Genomic DNA, 13165 nt, shown 5'->3' on the forward strand with positions numbered 1-13165 from the left:
ATGCGGACCCTGTACCCCGAAATCGCCCCTTACGACACCGGATTGCTCGAAGTCGGCGACGGTCAGCGGGTGTACTGGGAGGTCAGCGGTAACCCCGACGGCAAGCCGGTGGTGTTCCTGCACGGCGGCCCCGGCGGCGGCACTCATCCCGCGCACCGACAGTTCTTCGACCCCGGCGCCTACCGCATCGTGCTGTTCGATCAGCGCGGCTGCGGGCGCTCCACGCCGCACGTCGCAGACGGAGCCGACCTGTCGGTCAACACCACCGGCCACCTCATCGCCGATATCGAAACGCTCCGTGGACATCTCGGCATCAACCGCTGGCAGGTGTTCGGCGGATCCTGGGGTTCGACGCTGGCTCTGACGTACGCGCAGCGGTTCCCGGACCGAGTCACCGAACTGGTGTTGCGGGGAATCTTCCTGCTGCGTCGCAGCGAAATCGACTGGTACTACAACGGCGGCGCGGGACACCTGTTCCCGGAACTGTGGGAGCAATTCCTCGCACCGGTGCCGGAGGCGGAACGCTCGGGCGACCTGGTGGCGGCCTACCACCGCCTGCTGCACGCCGACGACCCCGACATCGCACTGCGGGCAGCGATCGCGTGGTCCAGTTGGGAGGGGGCGACGAGTTCGCTCCTGCCGCGGCCCGAGCACGTGGCGGAGACGTCCGAGCCGCGGTTCGCGTTGGCGTTCGCGCGGATCGAGAACCACTACTTCCACCACGGCGGGTTCCTGGACGACGGCCAGCTGCTCCGCGACGCCGGCACGTTGGAGTCGATCCCCGGTGTGATCGTGCAGGGCCGGTACGACGTGGTCTGCCCTGCGAAGAGCGCATGGGAGCTGCATCGCTCGTGGCCGGGTTCGTCGCTGCACGTAGTGGACGACGCCGGCCACGCCGCGAACGAGCCGGGCATCACCCACCACCTCGTGGAGGCGACAGACCGCTTCCGCGGGTGACGGTTTCGGCCCTCGACGCGCGGCGTGCGCACTGGTAGACCTTGAGCTATGTCAGCACGAAAGCGCACGCAGGGTCCGTCGGCCGTGGCGGTGATCGTGCCCGCGGCACGCGACCACTACCTGAGCCTGACGGCCCTCGCCGCCGATGTCCGGGCGGAGGCCGACGACTCGGTACACCAAATGCGCGTGGCCGCGCGGCGGCTGCGGAGCCTGCTCGGGACGTTCCACGACCTGTTTCCGGCGGAGACGACCGCCAGCGCGCGCGACGAACTGCGCTGGCTCGGATCGATTCTGGGTAGGGCGCGGGATGCGGAGGTGCTCGCAGACCGTTTCCGCACGCTGCTCGATGCTCAGCCCGGAGACCTCGTGATCGGATCCGTTCACCAGCGGCTCGTCGGCACGCAGGAAGACCTGTACCGGGGTGCACATGCCGACGCTGTCGACGTCCTGGATGGTCCTCGGTATGCGGCACTGTGCGCGCTGCTCGACGACGCCACCTCCGAACCGAACCCCACCTCCGAAGCCCGGCCGACGCTGTATGACGGTCTCGATACGGCATACCGTCAGCTACGCAGGGCCGGGCGGAAGGTGCGCGCAGTACGCCGGGACGGCGGCGACATCGGACCCGCGCTGCACCGAGTCCGCAAGCGCGCCAAGAAACTGCGGTACGCATCGGAAGCGGTGGCCAGCGCCGAGCCGTCTGCAGCTGGGCTGGGTGAGGCGGCGAAGGCGCTGCAGACGGTGCTCGGCGACCATCAGGACAGTGTGCTCGCGCGCCACTGGATCCTGGACGGCGCCGCACAGGCCCGCGACGACGACGAGGACACCTTCACCTACGGGCTCCTCTACGCGATGGAGGAGCAGCGTGCCGCTGTCGCCGAGCGGGAGCTCGAGCAGCGCATCAAGGCTGTCCGCCGCGCCCACCGCGCGCAGTGACCCGGGTCATACCGATCGACCGCGGGCTGCCGTTCAATCGTTCCACTCCGCGTCGACGTCGTCCGCAGCCTTGTTTCGTTCGGCTGCGGTCTGCAGCGCGCGTTCGGCACTCTCCCGGTCGGGATACGGCCCCATCCGGTCGAATACGTCACTGTCCTTGCCCTGGCTCACCGAACCGTCGGACAGATTGAAATACCACTGCGTGTCTTTGTCACTCATAGCCTCAGTGTGCCCCGGACCGGCCGCCGTCACCATCGCAACGACGACGACGGGACGTAGGTCTGTGAGAATGAAGCCGCGACTGCTAACCTCTGCGCGTACCGCGCATTCTCGTCGACGCTACGCGTCACCGAACCACCGACGCGCCACGTCACAGATCGGAGCCCGCATGTCCTACATCCTGTTCGATGCCCTCCTGCCCATCCTCGGCCACACGGCAGCCGAATACTGGGCCACGCTCCTGATGATCAACCCGCTCCCCGGTTTCCGGGTGTAGCGCCCACAGCTACGACGAAGGCCCCCGGCATCGCCGGGGGCCTTCGTCGTCTTCGAGTCCGGGCGGACGAGTTGGCGTGTAAGCCGGATCCTGTCCCCCGGCACTTGCGCGCCGGGTGGCGACCATCCATCTGGGCACACCGTCGCCGGGTACCTCGAGCGGTTCACCCGCAGGCTCGGGCGAGCAGCCCTCGAACACCTGCGCAGCCGCACACCGCACCCCGAAGGGCACCGGTGCGGCCTTCAACCTTGCTCCGGGCGGGGTTTACCGAGCCACCCCAGTCACCTGAGGCGCTGGTGCGCTCTTACCGCACCTTTTCACCCTTACCGACGTCCGTGTCACAAGGACACAGCCATCGGCGGTTTGTTCTCTGTGGCACTGTCCCGCGAGTCACCTCGGGTTGCCGTTAGCAACCGCCCTGCTCTGTGGAGTCCGGACTTTCCTCGGCGCCGGGCCTGACACCTCGAGGATGTCGGTTCCCGTAGCCGCGGCCGCCCGGCCAACTCGTCCGCACGATCAGACTACTGGGTTCCGCCCCCACGTCCGAACCAGCGGTGTCGCACACCGGGGTTAGGGTCCGACCATGAGCAGATACGTAGCCCTCCTGCGCGGTGTCAACGTCGGCGGAGTCAACATCAAGATGGCGGATCTGCGACGGGTGTTCACCAGGCTCGGTTTCACTGACGTGAAGACCGTGCTGGCGTCGGGAAATGTGCTGTTCTCGGCCGGCACCTCGGACGCCGCGAAGCTGAAAGCGACGATCGAAGCGGCCCTGCGTGCCGAGTTCGGGTATGAGGCATGGGTGTTCGTTCTCGATCCGGCCACGCTCGAGCAGATCGTCGAGCAGTACCCCTTCGAGCCGGAACGCGAGGGCTGGCACCCATACGTGATGTTCATCGCAGACCCGGCCGTGCTCGCGCGACTCCTCGAGGTCCGCGACGATCTCGACCCGGAGATCGAACGGATCGCGGGCGGCGACGGCGTCCTGTACTGGGAGGTCGAACGGGGTATGACCCTCCAGAGCGCGTTCGGCAAGAGCACCGGGAAGCCTGAACTCAAGTCGGTAGCGACCACCCGGAACCTCAGGACACTGGTGAAGCTGTTGAAGTAGCCCCCGTCAGGCCCGCGCAGGCTCGCGCGTCTCGTCGGCAAAGGGATCTCCGTGCCGTGGTGCGCTGTACAGGTCCTCGTTCAGGATGCCCTCACGCTTGGCCACGATGGTGGGCACGAGCGCCTGCCCTGTCACATTGAGCGCAGTGCGCCCCATGTCGACAATCGGCTCGACAGCCAGCAGCAGGCCCACTCCCGCGAGTGGAAGTCCTAGCGTGGACAGCGTCAGCGTGAGCATCACGGTCGCGCCGGTCGTACCCGCGGTGGCGGCCGAACCGATCACCGAGACCACGACGATGAGCAGGTAGTCGGTCAGGCTGAGGTCGATACCGTAGAACTGAGCGACGAAGATCGCAGCGATCGCCGGGTAGACCGCGGCGCAGCCGTCCATCTTGGTGGTCGCGCCCAGTGGCACCGCGAACGACGCGTACTCCCGTGGCACACCGAGGTTGCGTTCGGTGACGCGCTCGGTGAGCGGCAAGGTTCCAATCGACGAGCGCGAAACGAATCCGAGCTGGGTGGCCGGCCACACACCAGTGAAAAAGCTCTTCACCGAAAGCCCGTGCACGCGAATCAGAATCGGGTAGACGACGAAGAACACGATCGCCAGTCCGATGTACACGGCGAGGGTGAACACACCCAGCTGACCGATCGCGTCCCAGCCGTAGGTGGCGACCGCCTTCGCGATCAGCGCGGCGGTACCGATCGGGGCCAGACGAATGATCCACCACAGCACCTTCTGCACGATCGCGAGCAGAGCGGCGTTGAAGTTCAGGAACGGCTCGGCCTTCTCCCCCACCTTGAGCGCGGCGATGCCGATCGCGATCGCGACGACGAGCAACTGCAGCACGTTGAAGCTCAGCGACGTCGTGGCGGAGAGACTTCCGCCGGCCTCACCGGAGATCGTCGTCCTCGCGCCGAGGCCGAGGAAGTTCTGCGGCACCAGTCCGGTGAGAAACGCCCACCACGAGCCGGACGACTTCGGCGCGGACGCCGTATCCGCGTCGACGGTGGTGTTGGCGCCGGGCTGGGTGATCAGGCCGACGACGATGCCGATCACCACCGAGATCAGCGCGGTGATCGCGAACCACAGCAACGTCTGGACCGCCAGTCGGGCGGCGTTGGCCACATTGCGCAGGTTCGCGATCGAGCTGACGATGGCGGTGAAGATCAGCGGAATCACCGCGACGGTCAGCAGCGCGACGTAGCTGGAACCGATGGTCCTGACCGTGCCGACAAGCCAATTGTCGTTGCCGTCGGCGGCGTCCGGAATGGACCGGGCAATCAGTCCGAGAACGACACCGATGATCAAACCCGCAACGATCTGCGGGCCGAAGGAGGTTGCCCACTTGGGCAGTGCGCGCCGGGGCGCGTCGAGGGTGGGGGCCGACATGAGGGCCTTTCGGGTGGAAATGTGGAAACGGCGGCGCACGACACTGCGCGCGCGACCGGAACAGGACGCGCGGAGGACTCGAGAAAGCCCGCCCGGGACTCGAAGGGTCTACCGGGATATCAGGCGTGACAGACCGCGCTCGCCTGCAGACAGTTGTCGACGTATCGGCGACAGGTCAGCAAGGCGTTCACAACGAAAGAGAATACGCACACCCATCGCATCCGGATCCATCCGGGCGGGGTCGTGTGGATTCCGGCAGGAGCGGGTACTCGGTAGGACACACGCCGCCCACCCCACCGCTGCCCATCGAGGAGCGACCGATGACGGACTCCGAGGGCCTCGCCCGCACCACGACCCAACTCACCACGACGGTCGTCGCCGTGGGCTTCCTGCTGATCGGAATTCTCGGATTCGTCCCGGGCGTCACGGCCAACCTCGACGACATCACCTGGGCCGGACCCGGAACGGAGGCCCGGATCCTCGGTGTGACGGAGGTGTCCGTCCTCCACAACATCGCGCACATCGTGGCCGGAGCAGTCGGACTCGCAATGTCCAGGACCCTCGCGGCCGCCGAGATGTTCCTCATCAGCGCAGGCCTGCTGAGTGTGCTGCACGGCGTATACGGCCTGGTGATCGATGCCGAGACGGCGTCGAACTTCATGCCGATCGACGAGGTCGGGAACTGGCTGCACCTCGTCGTCGGCGTCGGGCTGGTGTTTCTCGGCGTCGCACTCCCCAGGTACGACGACGGCCCTACAGATGCGACGTATCGTTGACCAGCCGCACCGAGGAGCCGCCGTCCGGGTAGAACTCGGCGATGCTCAGCGATGCGAGGTCCAGGTGCAGCCGGTAGAGCAGTGACGGTCCCGCATCGAGCGCCAGTTGCAGCAGCGTCTTGATCGGCGTGACGTGGGTGACGACGAGTATGTTCGATCCCGCGTACGACGTGGTCAGCTCGTCCCGGACGCGTTCGATTCGAGTGCGGACCTCATCGAAGCTCTCCCCTTCCGGGGGGCGTGCCGAGGTGTCCGACAGCCACCGTCCGTGCAGCTCTGGATCCCGCTGGGCGGCCTCGCCGAAGGTCAGTCCCTCCCACTTGCCGAAGTCCGTCTCGATGAGTCCCTCGTGGATGGTGACCGGCAGCCCCAGCGCTCGGGCCGCGACGTCCGCGGTCTCCAGCGCGCGGCCGAGCGGCGACGACACCACGGCGGCGACGGCGCCCTTCTCGGCAATCCGCTCGGCCGCAGCCCGTGCTTGCGCGCGGCCATGCTCCGTCAGCGGTGGGTTCCCACGACCGGAGTAGCGCCGCTCGACGGACAGTTCGGTCTGCCCGTGCCGCAACAACAGCATCCGGGAGGGGGCGCCAAGGGCGCCGGTCCACCCCGGCGCCTCGGCAGTGGCCCGTGCCGATGCCTCCGCTGCACCCGCGTCTATACCCGCGTCGGCGACAAAGCCAGAGGTGATCGGATCCTCGCCGTCCATCGCCTCGTTGGCCAGCCGGTCGGCGTGCGAGTTCTCTGCCCGTGGAATCCAGGAGTAGGTGACCCGCGCGAATGTTCCGGCCAGCTCCCGCGCCTGCCGTGCGAGCGGAATCATGTCGGGATGCTTGACCTTCCACCGTCCCGACATCTGCTCGACGATCAGCTTGGAGTCCATCCGGACATCCACCTCGCGGGCTCCGAGATCACGGGCCGCGGTCAGCCCGGCGATCAGACCTCGGTACTCGGCGACGTTGTTGGTAGTGACACCGAGGAACTCACGTCGCTCGGCGAGCACGCTGCGCCCGGCGGCGTCGAACACCACCGCGCCGTACCCAGCCGGGCCCGGGTTGCCCCTCGATCCGCCGTCAGTCTCGACGACGACCCGGTCGGAACTCACAGACCGGACTCCTTGGTACGCACCATGATTGCGCCACACTCGGGACAGCGGACGACAACCTCGGCCGCGGTGGCGGCGATCCGGGCGATCTCGCCACGGTCGATTTCGATTCGGCAGGCACCGCATCGTCGGGACTGCAACAGCGCCGCACCGACACCGCGCTGTTCGCGCTGCTTCTCGTAGATCGCGAGCAGCTCGTCCGGGAGCTGCTCCACGAGCGCGGACCGATCGACGTCACAACGCTGCTGCGCGGTCGCGAGGTCGGCGACGGCGTCGTCGCGGCGGCGCTCGGCGTCGATCAACTCGTCTTCGATCTGGGTCAGCTGCGCACCGGCGTGGTCATGGTCGGCCTGTGAGGCCTCGCGGCGCTCCATCACCTCGAGCAACTCGTCCTCGAGTACGCTCTGGCGGCGTTCGAGGCTGCTCAGCTCGTGCTGCAACTCGGAGAGCTGCTTGGCCCCCACCGTGCCGCCCTCGAGCAGCTTCCGGTCGCGGGCCTCACGCTGGCGGACGGCGTCCACCTCGCCCTCGAGCTTCTTGATGTCTCGGTCCAGGTCGTCGAGGACGATTTCGACGGAGACGGCCGCATCTTTGCGGGCGAGACGCTCAGCCTCGAGCCGCTCCACCTCCCGCTGTTCCGGCAGTGTCGAGCGACGGTGCGCTAGCCGGGCCAGCTCGGTGTCCACGCCGGCGAGCTGGAGAAGCTTGGACTGCACTGAGGGATCGACATTCACGCGTGGGAGCTCCTGCTGTGTTCTTGTATGCGGCGTACTTCGAGTTCATGCTCGGCCGGGCCGAGATCAGGTGTCAACCGTACCTCCGAGAACACCGTGCGCCGACCACATCGGTCCCCCACTTCAGTGACAGGCGACGCGACCCGCATCAGTGACAGGCGACGGTCCACGGATCCGTCCGCAGCTCGGTCACCCGCACGTCCCAGCCGTCCACATCGGAGAACCGCGCGTCGAGCACGTCCTTGGCCTGCGCGCACCACGGCTGCTCGCTGGCCCAGTGCGCGACATCGACCAGCGCCGGACCGCCCGTGCGCAGATGCTCGTCCGCAGGATGGTGACGCAGGTCCGCGGTCACGTAGGCATCGGCGCCGAGCGAGGACACGGTGTCCAGCAGTGAATCGCCCGATCCTCCGCACACCGCGACGGTGCGGATCTCCCGGTCCGGGTCACCGGCCGCTCGCACGCCCCACTCGGTGCGGGGCAGCACCGACGCAACCCGTGCAGTGAACTCACGCAGCGTTTGTGGCTGCGGCAGCTCGCCGATACGACCCAATCCCCGGCGTCCCGGGAAGTCCGCGGTCTCGAAGACGTCGAATGCCGGCTCCTCGTACGGGTGTGCCACCCGCAGCGCCGACAGCACTGCGGCGCGAGCCCTACGCGGTGCGATCATCTCGACGCGGTCCTCGGCAACCGACTCGACCTCGCCGACGGTGCCCAGGGTCGGATTCGCGCCGGGCACTGGCCGGAACTGGCCGTCCCCGGTCACCGTCCAACTGCACTCGCGGTAGTCGCCGAGCTCGCCTGCCCCTGCCGCGAACAGCGCGTCACGCACCCGCGCGGTGTCGGTGGTCGGCACCATCACGACCCACTTGTCGGTCACCATGTCGGGGATGGGAATCAGCGGACGTGTGCCCAGAAGGCCCAGCGCACCCGCAAGCGCGTCGGAGACACCCGGATCGGCGCGGTCGGCATTGGTGTGCGCGCTGTACAGCGCGCAGCCGCCACGGATCAGCCGGTGCAGCAATGCGCCCTTGGGGGTGTGGGCGCCGACGGTGTCGACGCCGCGCAGCAACAGCGGATGGTGTACCAGCAGCAACTGCGCGCCCGACGCCAGCGCATCGTCGACGACCGCGGCCGTTGCGTCCACCGCGACGACCACCTTGCGTACCTCGTCGGCCGGGTCGCCGGCGACGAGTCCGACCGAGTCCCACGACTCTGCGAGGGCCGGCGGATAGGCGGTCTCGAGGGCCGAGATCACGTCGGCCAGGGTCGGCGTCGTCAGGATTCTCGTCACGGCATCTCCCTCATCAGGTCCTTCATGGCGGCGATCAGCTGTTCGGTGTGCGGGCGCGGGCGCACCGCGACACGCAGAAAGTCCGGACCCAGGCCCGGGAAGGTGTCGCAGCGTCGCACCGCGATCCCCCGCGCCCTCAGGTGAGTGCGCATCCGCTCACCGTCGGACAGTCGCAAGAGCAGGAACGGCGCGGAGGCGGGCAAGTGGACATCCACGCCCGCGTCGCACAGCAATCCAGCCATGACAGCCCGGTCGGCGGCGATCCGCTCGGCGATCACACCGGCCTCGGCGACCGCGTCCGGTTCACTGCACGCGGTGATCGCCTCGAGCTGCAGGCTGCCGACCGGCCAATGTGCGCGCCCGTGCTGCAACCGCGCCAGTACGTCGGGGTGACCGAGCACGTAGCCGCACCGCAGCCCGGCCAGTGCCCACGTCTTCGTCAGGCTCCGCAGGACCAGGACATCCGGCAGAGAATGCGCGGCCACCGACTGCGTCTCCCCCGGCACCGCATCCATGAACGCCTCGTCGACCACCAGGATCCGGCCCGGACGCCGCAGCGCGAGAACGTCCGACGCCGGATGCAGCACCGAGGTGGGATTGGTCGGATTGCCGAGCACCACGAGGTCCGCGGAGTCCGGCACCGACGCCGGATCCAGCCGGTACGGCTCATCGAGGATCACGTGCCTCACCGGGACACCCGCCTCGCGCAACGCCAGTTCCGGCTCCGTGAACGACGGGTGGATCAGCGCGGCCTCTCGGATGTCGAGACGCGGGAGCATCGCAAATCCCTCGGCACCACCGGCCAGCGGCAGCACCTCCTCGGGTGCGCGCCCGTGCCGGGCCGCAACCTGTTCGCGTGCCCGCACGTCCGCGGCGACGGCCGGATAGGTGCCGAGACGTTCGAGCACACCGGCAAGCCTGCGCCGCAACCACTCCGGCGGTCCGTCACCCTGTACGTTGACCGCGAAGTCGAGCAGTCCCGGACCGGCCTCGGCGTCGCCGTGGTGCCGCAGACGAGCGAGGGTCTCCTCCGACGACCCTGCCGATCCCGAACCGAATTCCATAGCCGCCGAGCCTACGGCGCGTCAGATGGCGCACCTGCCCGGGCGTCTGTCCGCGGTGACAGCACCGTCTGTCCGCGGTGACAGCACAACGGCCGTGACAGCACAATGGTGCCGTGACACTCTCCTCTCCCGGCCACACATCGGCCCCCGTCGCGCCGGTCATGCTGTTCGACCTCGACGGCACCCTCACCGACTCCGCACCCGGCATTCACAACGGTTTCCGACACGCCCTCGCTGCGGTCCGCGGCCCCGAACCCACCCCGGAGATGCTGGCGACGGTGATCGGCCCGCCGCTGATGGATTCGATGCGCGGGATGGGACTCGGCGACGAGGCTACCGCGGCCGCGCTGACGGCCTACTTCGAGCGCTACGACGCGATCGGCTGGTCCGAGAACGCGGTCTACGAGGGCATCGAGTCGATGCTCACTTCCGCCCGTGGCACCGGAGCACGGCTGGCGGTGGCGACCTCGAAGACCGAGAAGTTCGCGGTCCGGATCCTCGAGCACTTCGGCCTCGCCGGGTACTTCGAGGTGATCGGCGGCGCGAGCAGCGACGGCCGTCGACGGGCGAAGGCCGACGTCATCGAGCATGTCCTCGGCGGGTTGGGCCTGCCCGCCGCGCCGGGCGGGACGTCCGGCGTCGTCATGATCGGCGACCGGGAACACGACGTCCACGGGGCCGCGCACTGGGGAATCCCCACCGTGTTCGTCGAGTGGGGCTACGGCACCCCCGAGGAGGCGCGGGGCGCGCAGTGGTCGGCGCCCACCGTCTCGCATCTCGAGCAGATCCTGGTCGGGGGTGCGTGAGATGACCATGATTCACGTCACGTTCGTGTGCACCGGCAACATCTGTCGCTCGCCGATGGCGGAGCGGATCTTCGCCGAACACGTGCGCCGCGCGGGATTGGACGGCCGGGTCCGGGTCAGCAGTGCGGGCACCCACGACTACCACGTCGGTGACGGTGCCGATCGGCGCACCGACGTGGTCCTCGAAGCAGCCGGCTACCCCACCGGGCATCGAGCTCAGCACGTCGGCGACGACCATCTGTCCGCCGACCTCGTCGTCGCGCTGGATCGCGGGCACGACCGGCTCCTGGCACACCGTGGTGTCCCGACCGACCGGCGCCGGCTGCTGCGCAGCTTCGACCCCGACGCGGACGGCGACTCGGTCCCCGACCCCTATTACGGCGATATCGCCGACTTCGAACTGGTCCGGGACCAGATCGAGGCCGCCGTACCCGGGCTGTTGGACTGGGTGCGGCAGAACTGACGGCTGCGCGAGCCAGTACCGTGGGAGACGTGCGAAGGCTCAAGTTTCTGCTGCGACCCGGCTGGCTGGCATTGGCAGCCGTGGTGGCCGGTTTCGCCTTCATGTGTTTCACCGTCCTGGCGCCGTGGCAGCTCGGCAAGAACACCAAGACCGAGGAGCGCAACGGCCTGCTCGAGCAGTCCATCAATGCCGACGCGGTGTCGATCGACACACTGATCGGTGGTACCGGTCCGGCCGAGGACGACGAGTGGCGCAAGGTCCTCGCGACCGGCACCTACGTACCCGACAGCGATCTGCTGGTCAGGCTCCGGTCGGTACAGGAGGCCCCGGCATACGAGGTGCTCACGCCGATGCGCCTCACCGGCGGCGAAACCCTGCTCGTCAATCGCGGTTTCGTGCGCCCGCTCGAGGGCACCCGGCCACCACCGATTCCGGCGCCCCCAGCCGGAGAGGTCACGGTGGAGGGCCGCATCCGGATGTCGGAGGTCACGGTTCCCGGCAAGGAGCCGATCAGCGAATCCGGAACCAGACAGGTCTACTTCATCGACTCGGGCCAGATCGGGCAGTTCATCGGCACCGACCTGATCAACGGCTACCTACAGCTCGACGACGCCCAGCCGGGCGGCCTCGGCACCATCCCGCTGCCGCAACTCGACGCCGGGCCCTATCTGTCCTACGGGCTGCAGTGGCTGGCGTTCGGCATCATGGCACCGCTCGGCTTGGCGTATTTCGTCCGCGCAGAGCTGCGCGAGCGGCGCAAGGCGAAGCAGTCCGCATCCGAACTTCCCGCCCCGGAACCGGCCACCGCGACGATTGTCCCTGTAGCGCCGGAGCCGACGGTCACCACCGACAGTCCCGTCGACGAGTTCGAGTTGCCGGCTCGCCGCCGCGGACTGCGCAAGAAGGATCCTGCTCCCGCGGCGCCGCTGACGGCGTCGGAGGCCAAGATGGCCGACCGGTACGGCAAGCAGCGCTGACCTCACGGAAGCAGCCCTCCGCACCAACGCGCGAAGCCGCCGACCCCTCGCGGGTATCGGCGGCGACGGCCGACGGCCAGAGCCAGGACTGCCGCAGTGACGGCCGCGCCCGCCTGGACGATCGACGACAAACGGGCGGCGCGCTCGAGATCGGCGACGTCGGGAGCCGGTCCCGAGCCGAGCGTCGGGCGCATCTCGATGCCGTGCGCGTACTCGGTTCGCCCGCCGAGCTGAATGCCCAGAGCGCCGGCGGTGGATGCTTCCGCCACCCCCGCGTTGGGGCTCGGATGATTCGACGCATCGCGCCACCACGCCGATACGGCCCCGCTCGCGGACCCACCCGCGGTCGGTGCCGCCGCGACAGTGAGCACACCGGTGAGACGGGCCGGGACGAAGTTCACCAGGTCGTCCCAGCGGGCGGCCGCCCACCCGAACCGGTTGTACTTGGCCGAGCGGTAGCCGATCATCGCGTCGAGCGTGTTCGATGCGCGATACGCGAGCAAACCGGGCACGCCCGCCACCGCACCCCAGAAGAGCGCGCCCACGGCCGCATCGGAGGTGTTCTCGGCGACCGATTCCAAGGTGGCGCGAGCGATGCCGTCCGCGTCGAGAACGCTCGGATCACGACCGCACAGCGACGGCAGCAGCGCGCGGGCAGCCGCCATGTCGTCGGCCTCCAGGTGCCGGGCCATGGTGCGTCCGGCACCCGCCAACGACGTGCCTCCCAGCACGGTCCACGTCGCCGCGGCGGTCACCGCGGCCTCCCCGGCCCAGCCGCAGCGCGCACCGAGGCGCTGAGCGATCGCTCCGCCCGCCGCTGTCGCGCCTACCAGGACCACGACGTGCGCCGCACCGGACAGTCGACTGTCGGCGTAGGTCCTCTGTTCCAATCTCATTGCAGCCAAACCGAATCCGGCCACCGGATGCCATCTCTTCGGGTCAGCGAACAGGCGGTCGGCGGCGTAGCCGAGCAGTAGACCGGCAGCACGCGCGGTGGGGCGCGAACGGCGGACGGGAACAACCCAACGGGATTTGCGAAGCACGATGGTATTCCTAT

14 protein-coding genes and 1 other RNA gene are annotated in these 13165 nt (G+C 68.5%); 7 read left to right on the forward strand and 8 right to left on the reverse strand.

Annotated features, from left to right (window positions below; translation table 11 throughout):
* Both pip and ERC79_RS02390 read left to right on the forward strand, forming a co-directional pair.
* The gene (gene pip, locus ERC79_RS02385; RefSeq protein WP_131575408.1) at positions 1 to 957 is read left to right on the forward strand and encodes a prolyl aminopeptidase; all 957 of its coding nucleotides are present in this window, start codon (positions 1 to 3) and stop codon (positions 955 to 957) included.
* 48 nt (positions 958 to 1005) lie between these two features.
* A complete protein-coding gene (locus tag ERC79_RS02390) occupies positions 1006 to 1893 on the forward strand; it encodes a CHAD domain-containing protein (RefSeq protein WP_131575410.1) in 888 nt (295 codons plus the stop codon).
* 33 nt (positions 1894 to 1926) lie between these two features.
* Here the strand turns inward: ERC79_RS02390 and ERC79_RS02395 are convergent, their stop codons facing one another.
* Both ERC79_RS02395 and rnpB read right to left on the reverse strand, forming a co-directional pair.
* Complete coding sequence (locus ERC79_RS02395) at positions 1927 to 2112, reverse strand: hypothetical protein (RefSeq protein WP_131575412.1); 186 nt, start codon at positions 2110 to 2112, stop codon at positions 1927 to 1929.
* A gap of 340 nt (positions 2113 to 2452) precedes the next feature.
* Positions 2453 to 2896: RNase P RNA component class A (gene rnpB, locus ERC79_RS02400), an RNA gene on the reverse strand.
* Positions 2897 to 2972: 76 nt separating this feature from the next.
* On the opposite strand from rnpB, the gene ERC79_RS02405 reads away from it, so the two are divergent.
* Positions 2973 to 3500 carry a DUF1697 domain-containing protein gene (locus ERC79_RS02405; RefSeq protein ID WP_131575414.1) on the forward strand — a complete coding sequence of 176 codons (528 nt, stop codon included), beginning with the start codon at positions 2973 to 2975 and terminating at the stop codon, positions 3498 to 3500.
* A 6-nt stretch (positions 3501 to 3506) separates the two neighbouring features.
* Here the strand turns inward: ERC79_RS02405 and ERC79_RS02410 are convergent, their stop codons facing one another.
* The gene (locus tag ERC79_RS02410) at positions 3507 to 4892 is read right to left on the reverse strand and encodes a dicarboxylate/amino acid:cation symporter (protein ID WP_131575416.1); all 1386 of its coding nucleotides are present in this window, start codon (positions 4890 to 4892) and stop codon (positions 3507 to 3509) included.
* A gap of 320 nt (positions 4893 to 5212) precedes the next feature.
* On the opposite strand from ERC79_RS02410, the gene ERC79_RS02415 reads away from it, so the two are divergent.
* Entirely contained in the window at positions 5213 to 5668 is a 456-nt protein-coding gene (locus tag ERC79_RS02415) for a DUF4383 domain-containing protein (protein WP_131575418.1), read from the forward strand.
* Here ERC79_RS02415 and ERC79_RS02420 read toward each other — a convergent pair.
* The 4 genes from ERC79_RS02420 to cobC form a co-directional block, all read right to left on the reverse strand.
* The gene (locus tag ERC79_RS02420) at positions 5646 to 6770 is read right to left on the reverse strand and encodes a bifunctional RNase H/acid phosphatase (RefSeq protein ID WP_131575420.1); all 1125 of its coding nucleotides are present in this window, start codon (positions 6768 to 6770) and stop codon (positions 5646 to 5648) included. The genes ERC79_RS02415 and ERC79_RS02420 overlap by 23 nt on opposite strands.
* A complete protein-coding gene (locus tag ERC79_RS02425; protein WP_131575422.1) occupies positions 6767 to 7504 on the reverse strand; it encodes a C4-type zinc ribbon domain-containing protein in 738 nt (245 codons plus the stop codon). The genes ERC79_RS02420 and ERC79_RS02425 overlap by 4 nt, the downstream gene beginning before the upstream one ends.
* Before the next feature lie 148 nt (positions 7505 to 7652).
* Entirely contained in the window at positions 7653 to 8786 is a 1134-nt protein-coding gene (locus ERC79_RS02430) for a Nif3-like dinuclear metal center hexameric protein (protein WP_165497201.1), read from the reverse strand.
* A gap of 8 nt (positions 8787 to 8794) precedes the next feature.
* Positions 8795 to 9862 carry an Rv2231c family pyridoxal phosphate-dependent protein CobC gene (gene cobC, locus ERC79_RS02435; protein ID WP_131575426.1) on the reverse strand — a complete coding sequence of 356 codons (1068 nt, stop codon included), beginning with the start codon at positions 9860 to 9862 and terminating at the stop codon, positions 8795 to 8797.
* Between the two features lie 161 nt (positions 9863 to 10023).
* Here cobC and ERC79_RS02440 point away from each other — a divergent pair, with 161 nt between their 5' ends.
* Genes ERC79_RS02440 through ERC79_RS02450 form a run of 3 tightly spaced genes read left to right on the forward strand, consistent with a single transcriptional unit; the run spans position 10024 to position 12108 of the window.
* The gene (locus ERC79_RS02440) at positions 10024 to 10668 is read left to right on the forward strand and encodes an HAD hydrolase-like protein (protein WP_131580657.1); all 645 of its coding nucleotides are present in this window, start codon (positions 10024 to 10026) and stop codon (positions 10666 to 10668) included.
* 7 nt (positions 10669 to 10675) lie between these two features.
* On the forward strand, positions 10676 to 11131 hold the full coding sequence (locus ERC79_RS02445) for a low molecular weight protein-tyrosine-phosphatase (protein WP_131580658.1): 456 nt from the start codon (positions 10676 to 10678) through the stop codon (positions 11129 to 11131).
* A 29-nt stretch (positions 11132 to 11160) separates the two neighbouring features.
* Positions 11161 to 12108, forward strand: coding sequence for an SURF1 family protein (locus tag ERC79_RS02450; RefSeq protein WP_131575428.1), 948 nt, complete (start codon positions 11161 to 11163; stop codon positions 12106 to 12108).
* Between the two features lie 2 nt (positions 12109 to 12110).
* Here ERC79_RS02450 and ERC79_RS02455 read toward each other — a convergent pair whose 3' ends face one another.
* Complete coding sequence (locus tag ERC79_RS02455; protein ID WP_242676727.1) at positions 12111 to 13151, reverse strand: cobalamin biosynthesis protein; 1041 nt, start codon at positions 13149 to 13151, stop codon at positions 12111 to 12113.
* Positions 13152 to 13165: the final 14 nt, after the last annotated feature.

Origin of the sequence: Rhodococcus sp. ABRD24 (assembly GCF_004328705.1) — a bacterium.
Taxonomy (GTDB): Bacteria; Actinomycetota; Actinomycetes; order Mycobacteriales; family Mycobacteriaceae; genus Prescottella.

What these genes read in the sequence shown, in the direction of transcription:
- ERC79_RS02410 (WP_131575416.1), bottom strand. Translation starts at nt 4,892, where the DNA reads ATGTCGGCCCCCACCCTCGACGCGCCCCGGCGCGCACTGCCCAAGTGG.
- ERC79_RS02440 (WP_131580657.1), top strand. Translation starts at nt 10,024, where the DNA reads ATGCTGTTCGACCTCGACGGCACCCTCACCGACTCCGCACCCGGCATT.
- ERC79_RS02395 (WP_131575412.1), bottom strand. Translation starts at nt 2,112, where the DNA reads ATGAGTGACAAAGACACGCAGTGGTATTTCAATCTGTCCGACGGTTCG.
- ERC79_RS02405 (WP_131575414.1), top strand. Translation starts at nt 2,973, where the DNA reads ATGAGCAGATACGTAGCCCTCCTGCGCGGTGTCAACGTCGGCGGAGTC.
- pip (WP_131575408.1), top strand. Translation starts at nt 1, where the DNA reads ATGCGGACCCTGTACCCCGAAATCGCCCCTTACGACACCGGATTGCTC.
- ERC79_RS02445 (WP_131580658.1), top strand. Translation starts at nt 10,676, where the DNA reads ATGATTCACGTCACGTTCGTGTGCACCGGCAACATCTGTCGCTCGCCG.
- cobC (WP_131575426.1), bottom strand. Translation starts at nt 9,862, where the DNA reads ATGGAATTCGGTTCGGGATCGGCAGGGTCGTCGGAGGAGACCCTCGCT.
- ERC79_RS02415 (WP_131575418.1), top strand. Translation starts at nt 5,213, where the DNA reads ATGACGGACTCCGAGGGCCTCGCCCGCACCACGACCCAACTCACCACG.
- ERC79_RS02390 (WP_131575410.1), top strand. Translation starts at nt 1,006, where the DNA reads ATGTCAGCACGAAAGCGCACGCAGGGTCCGTCGGCCGTGGCGGTGATC.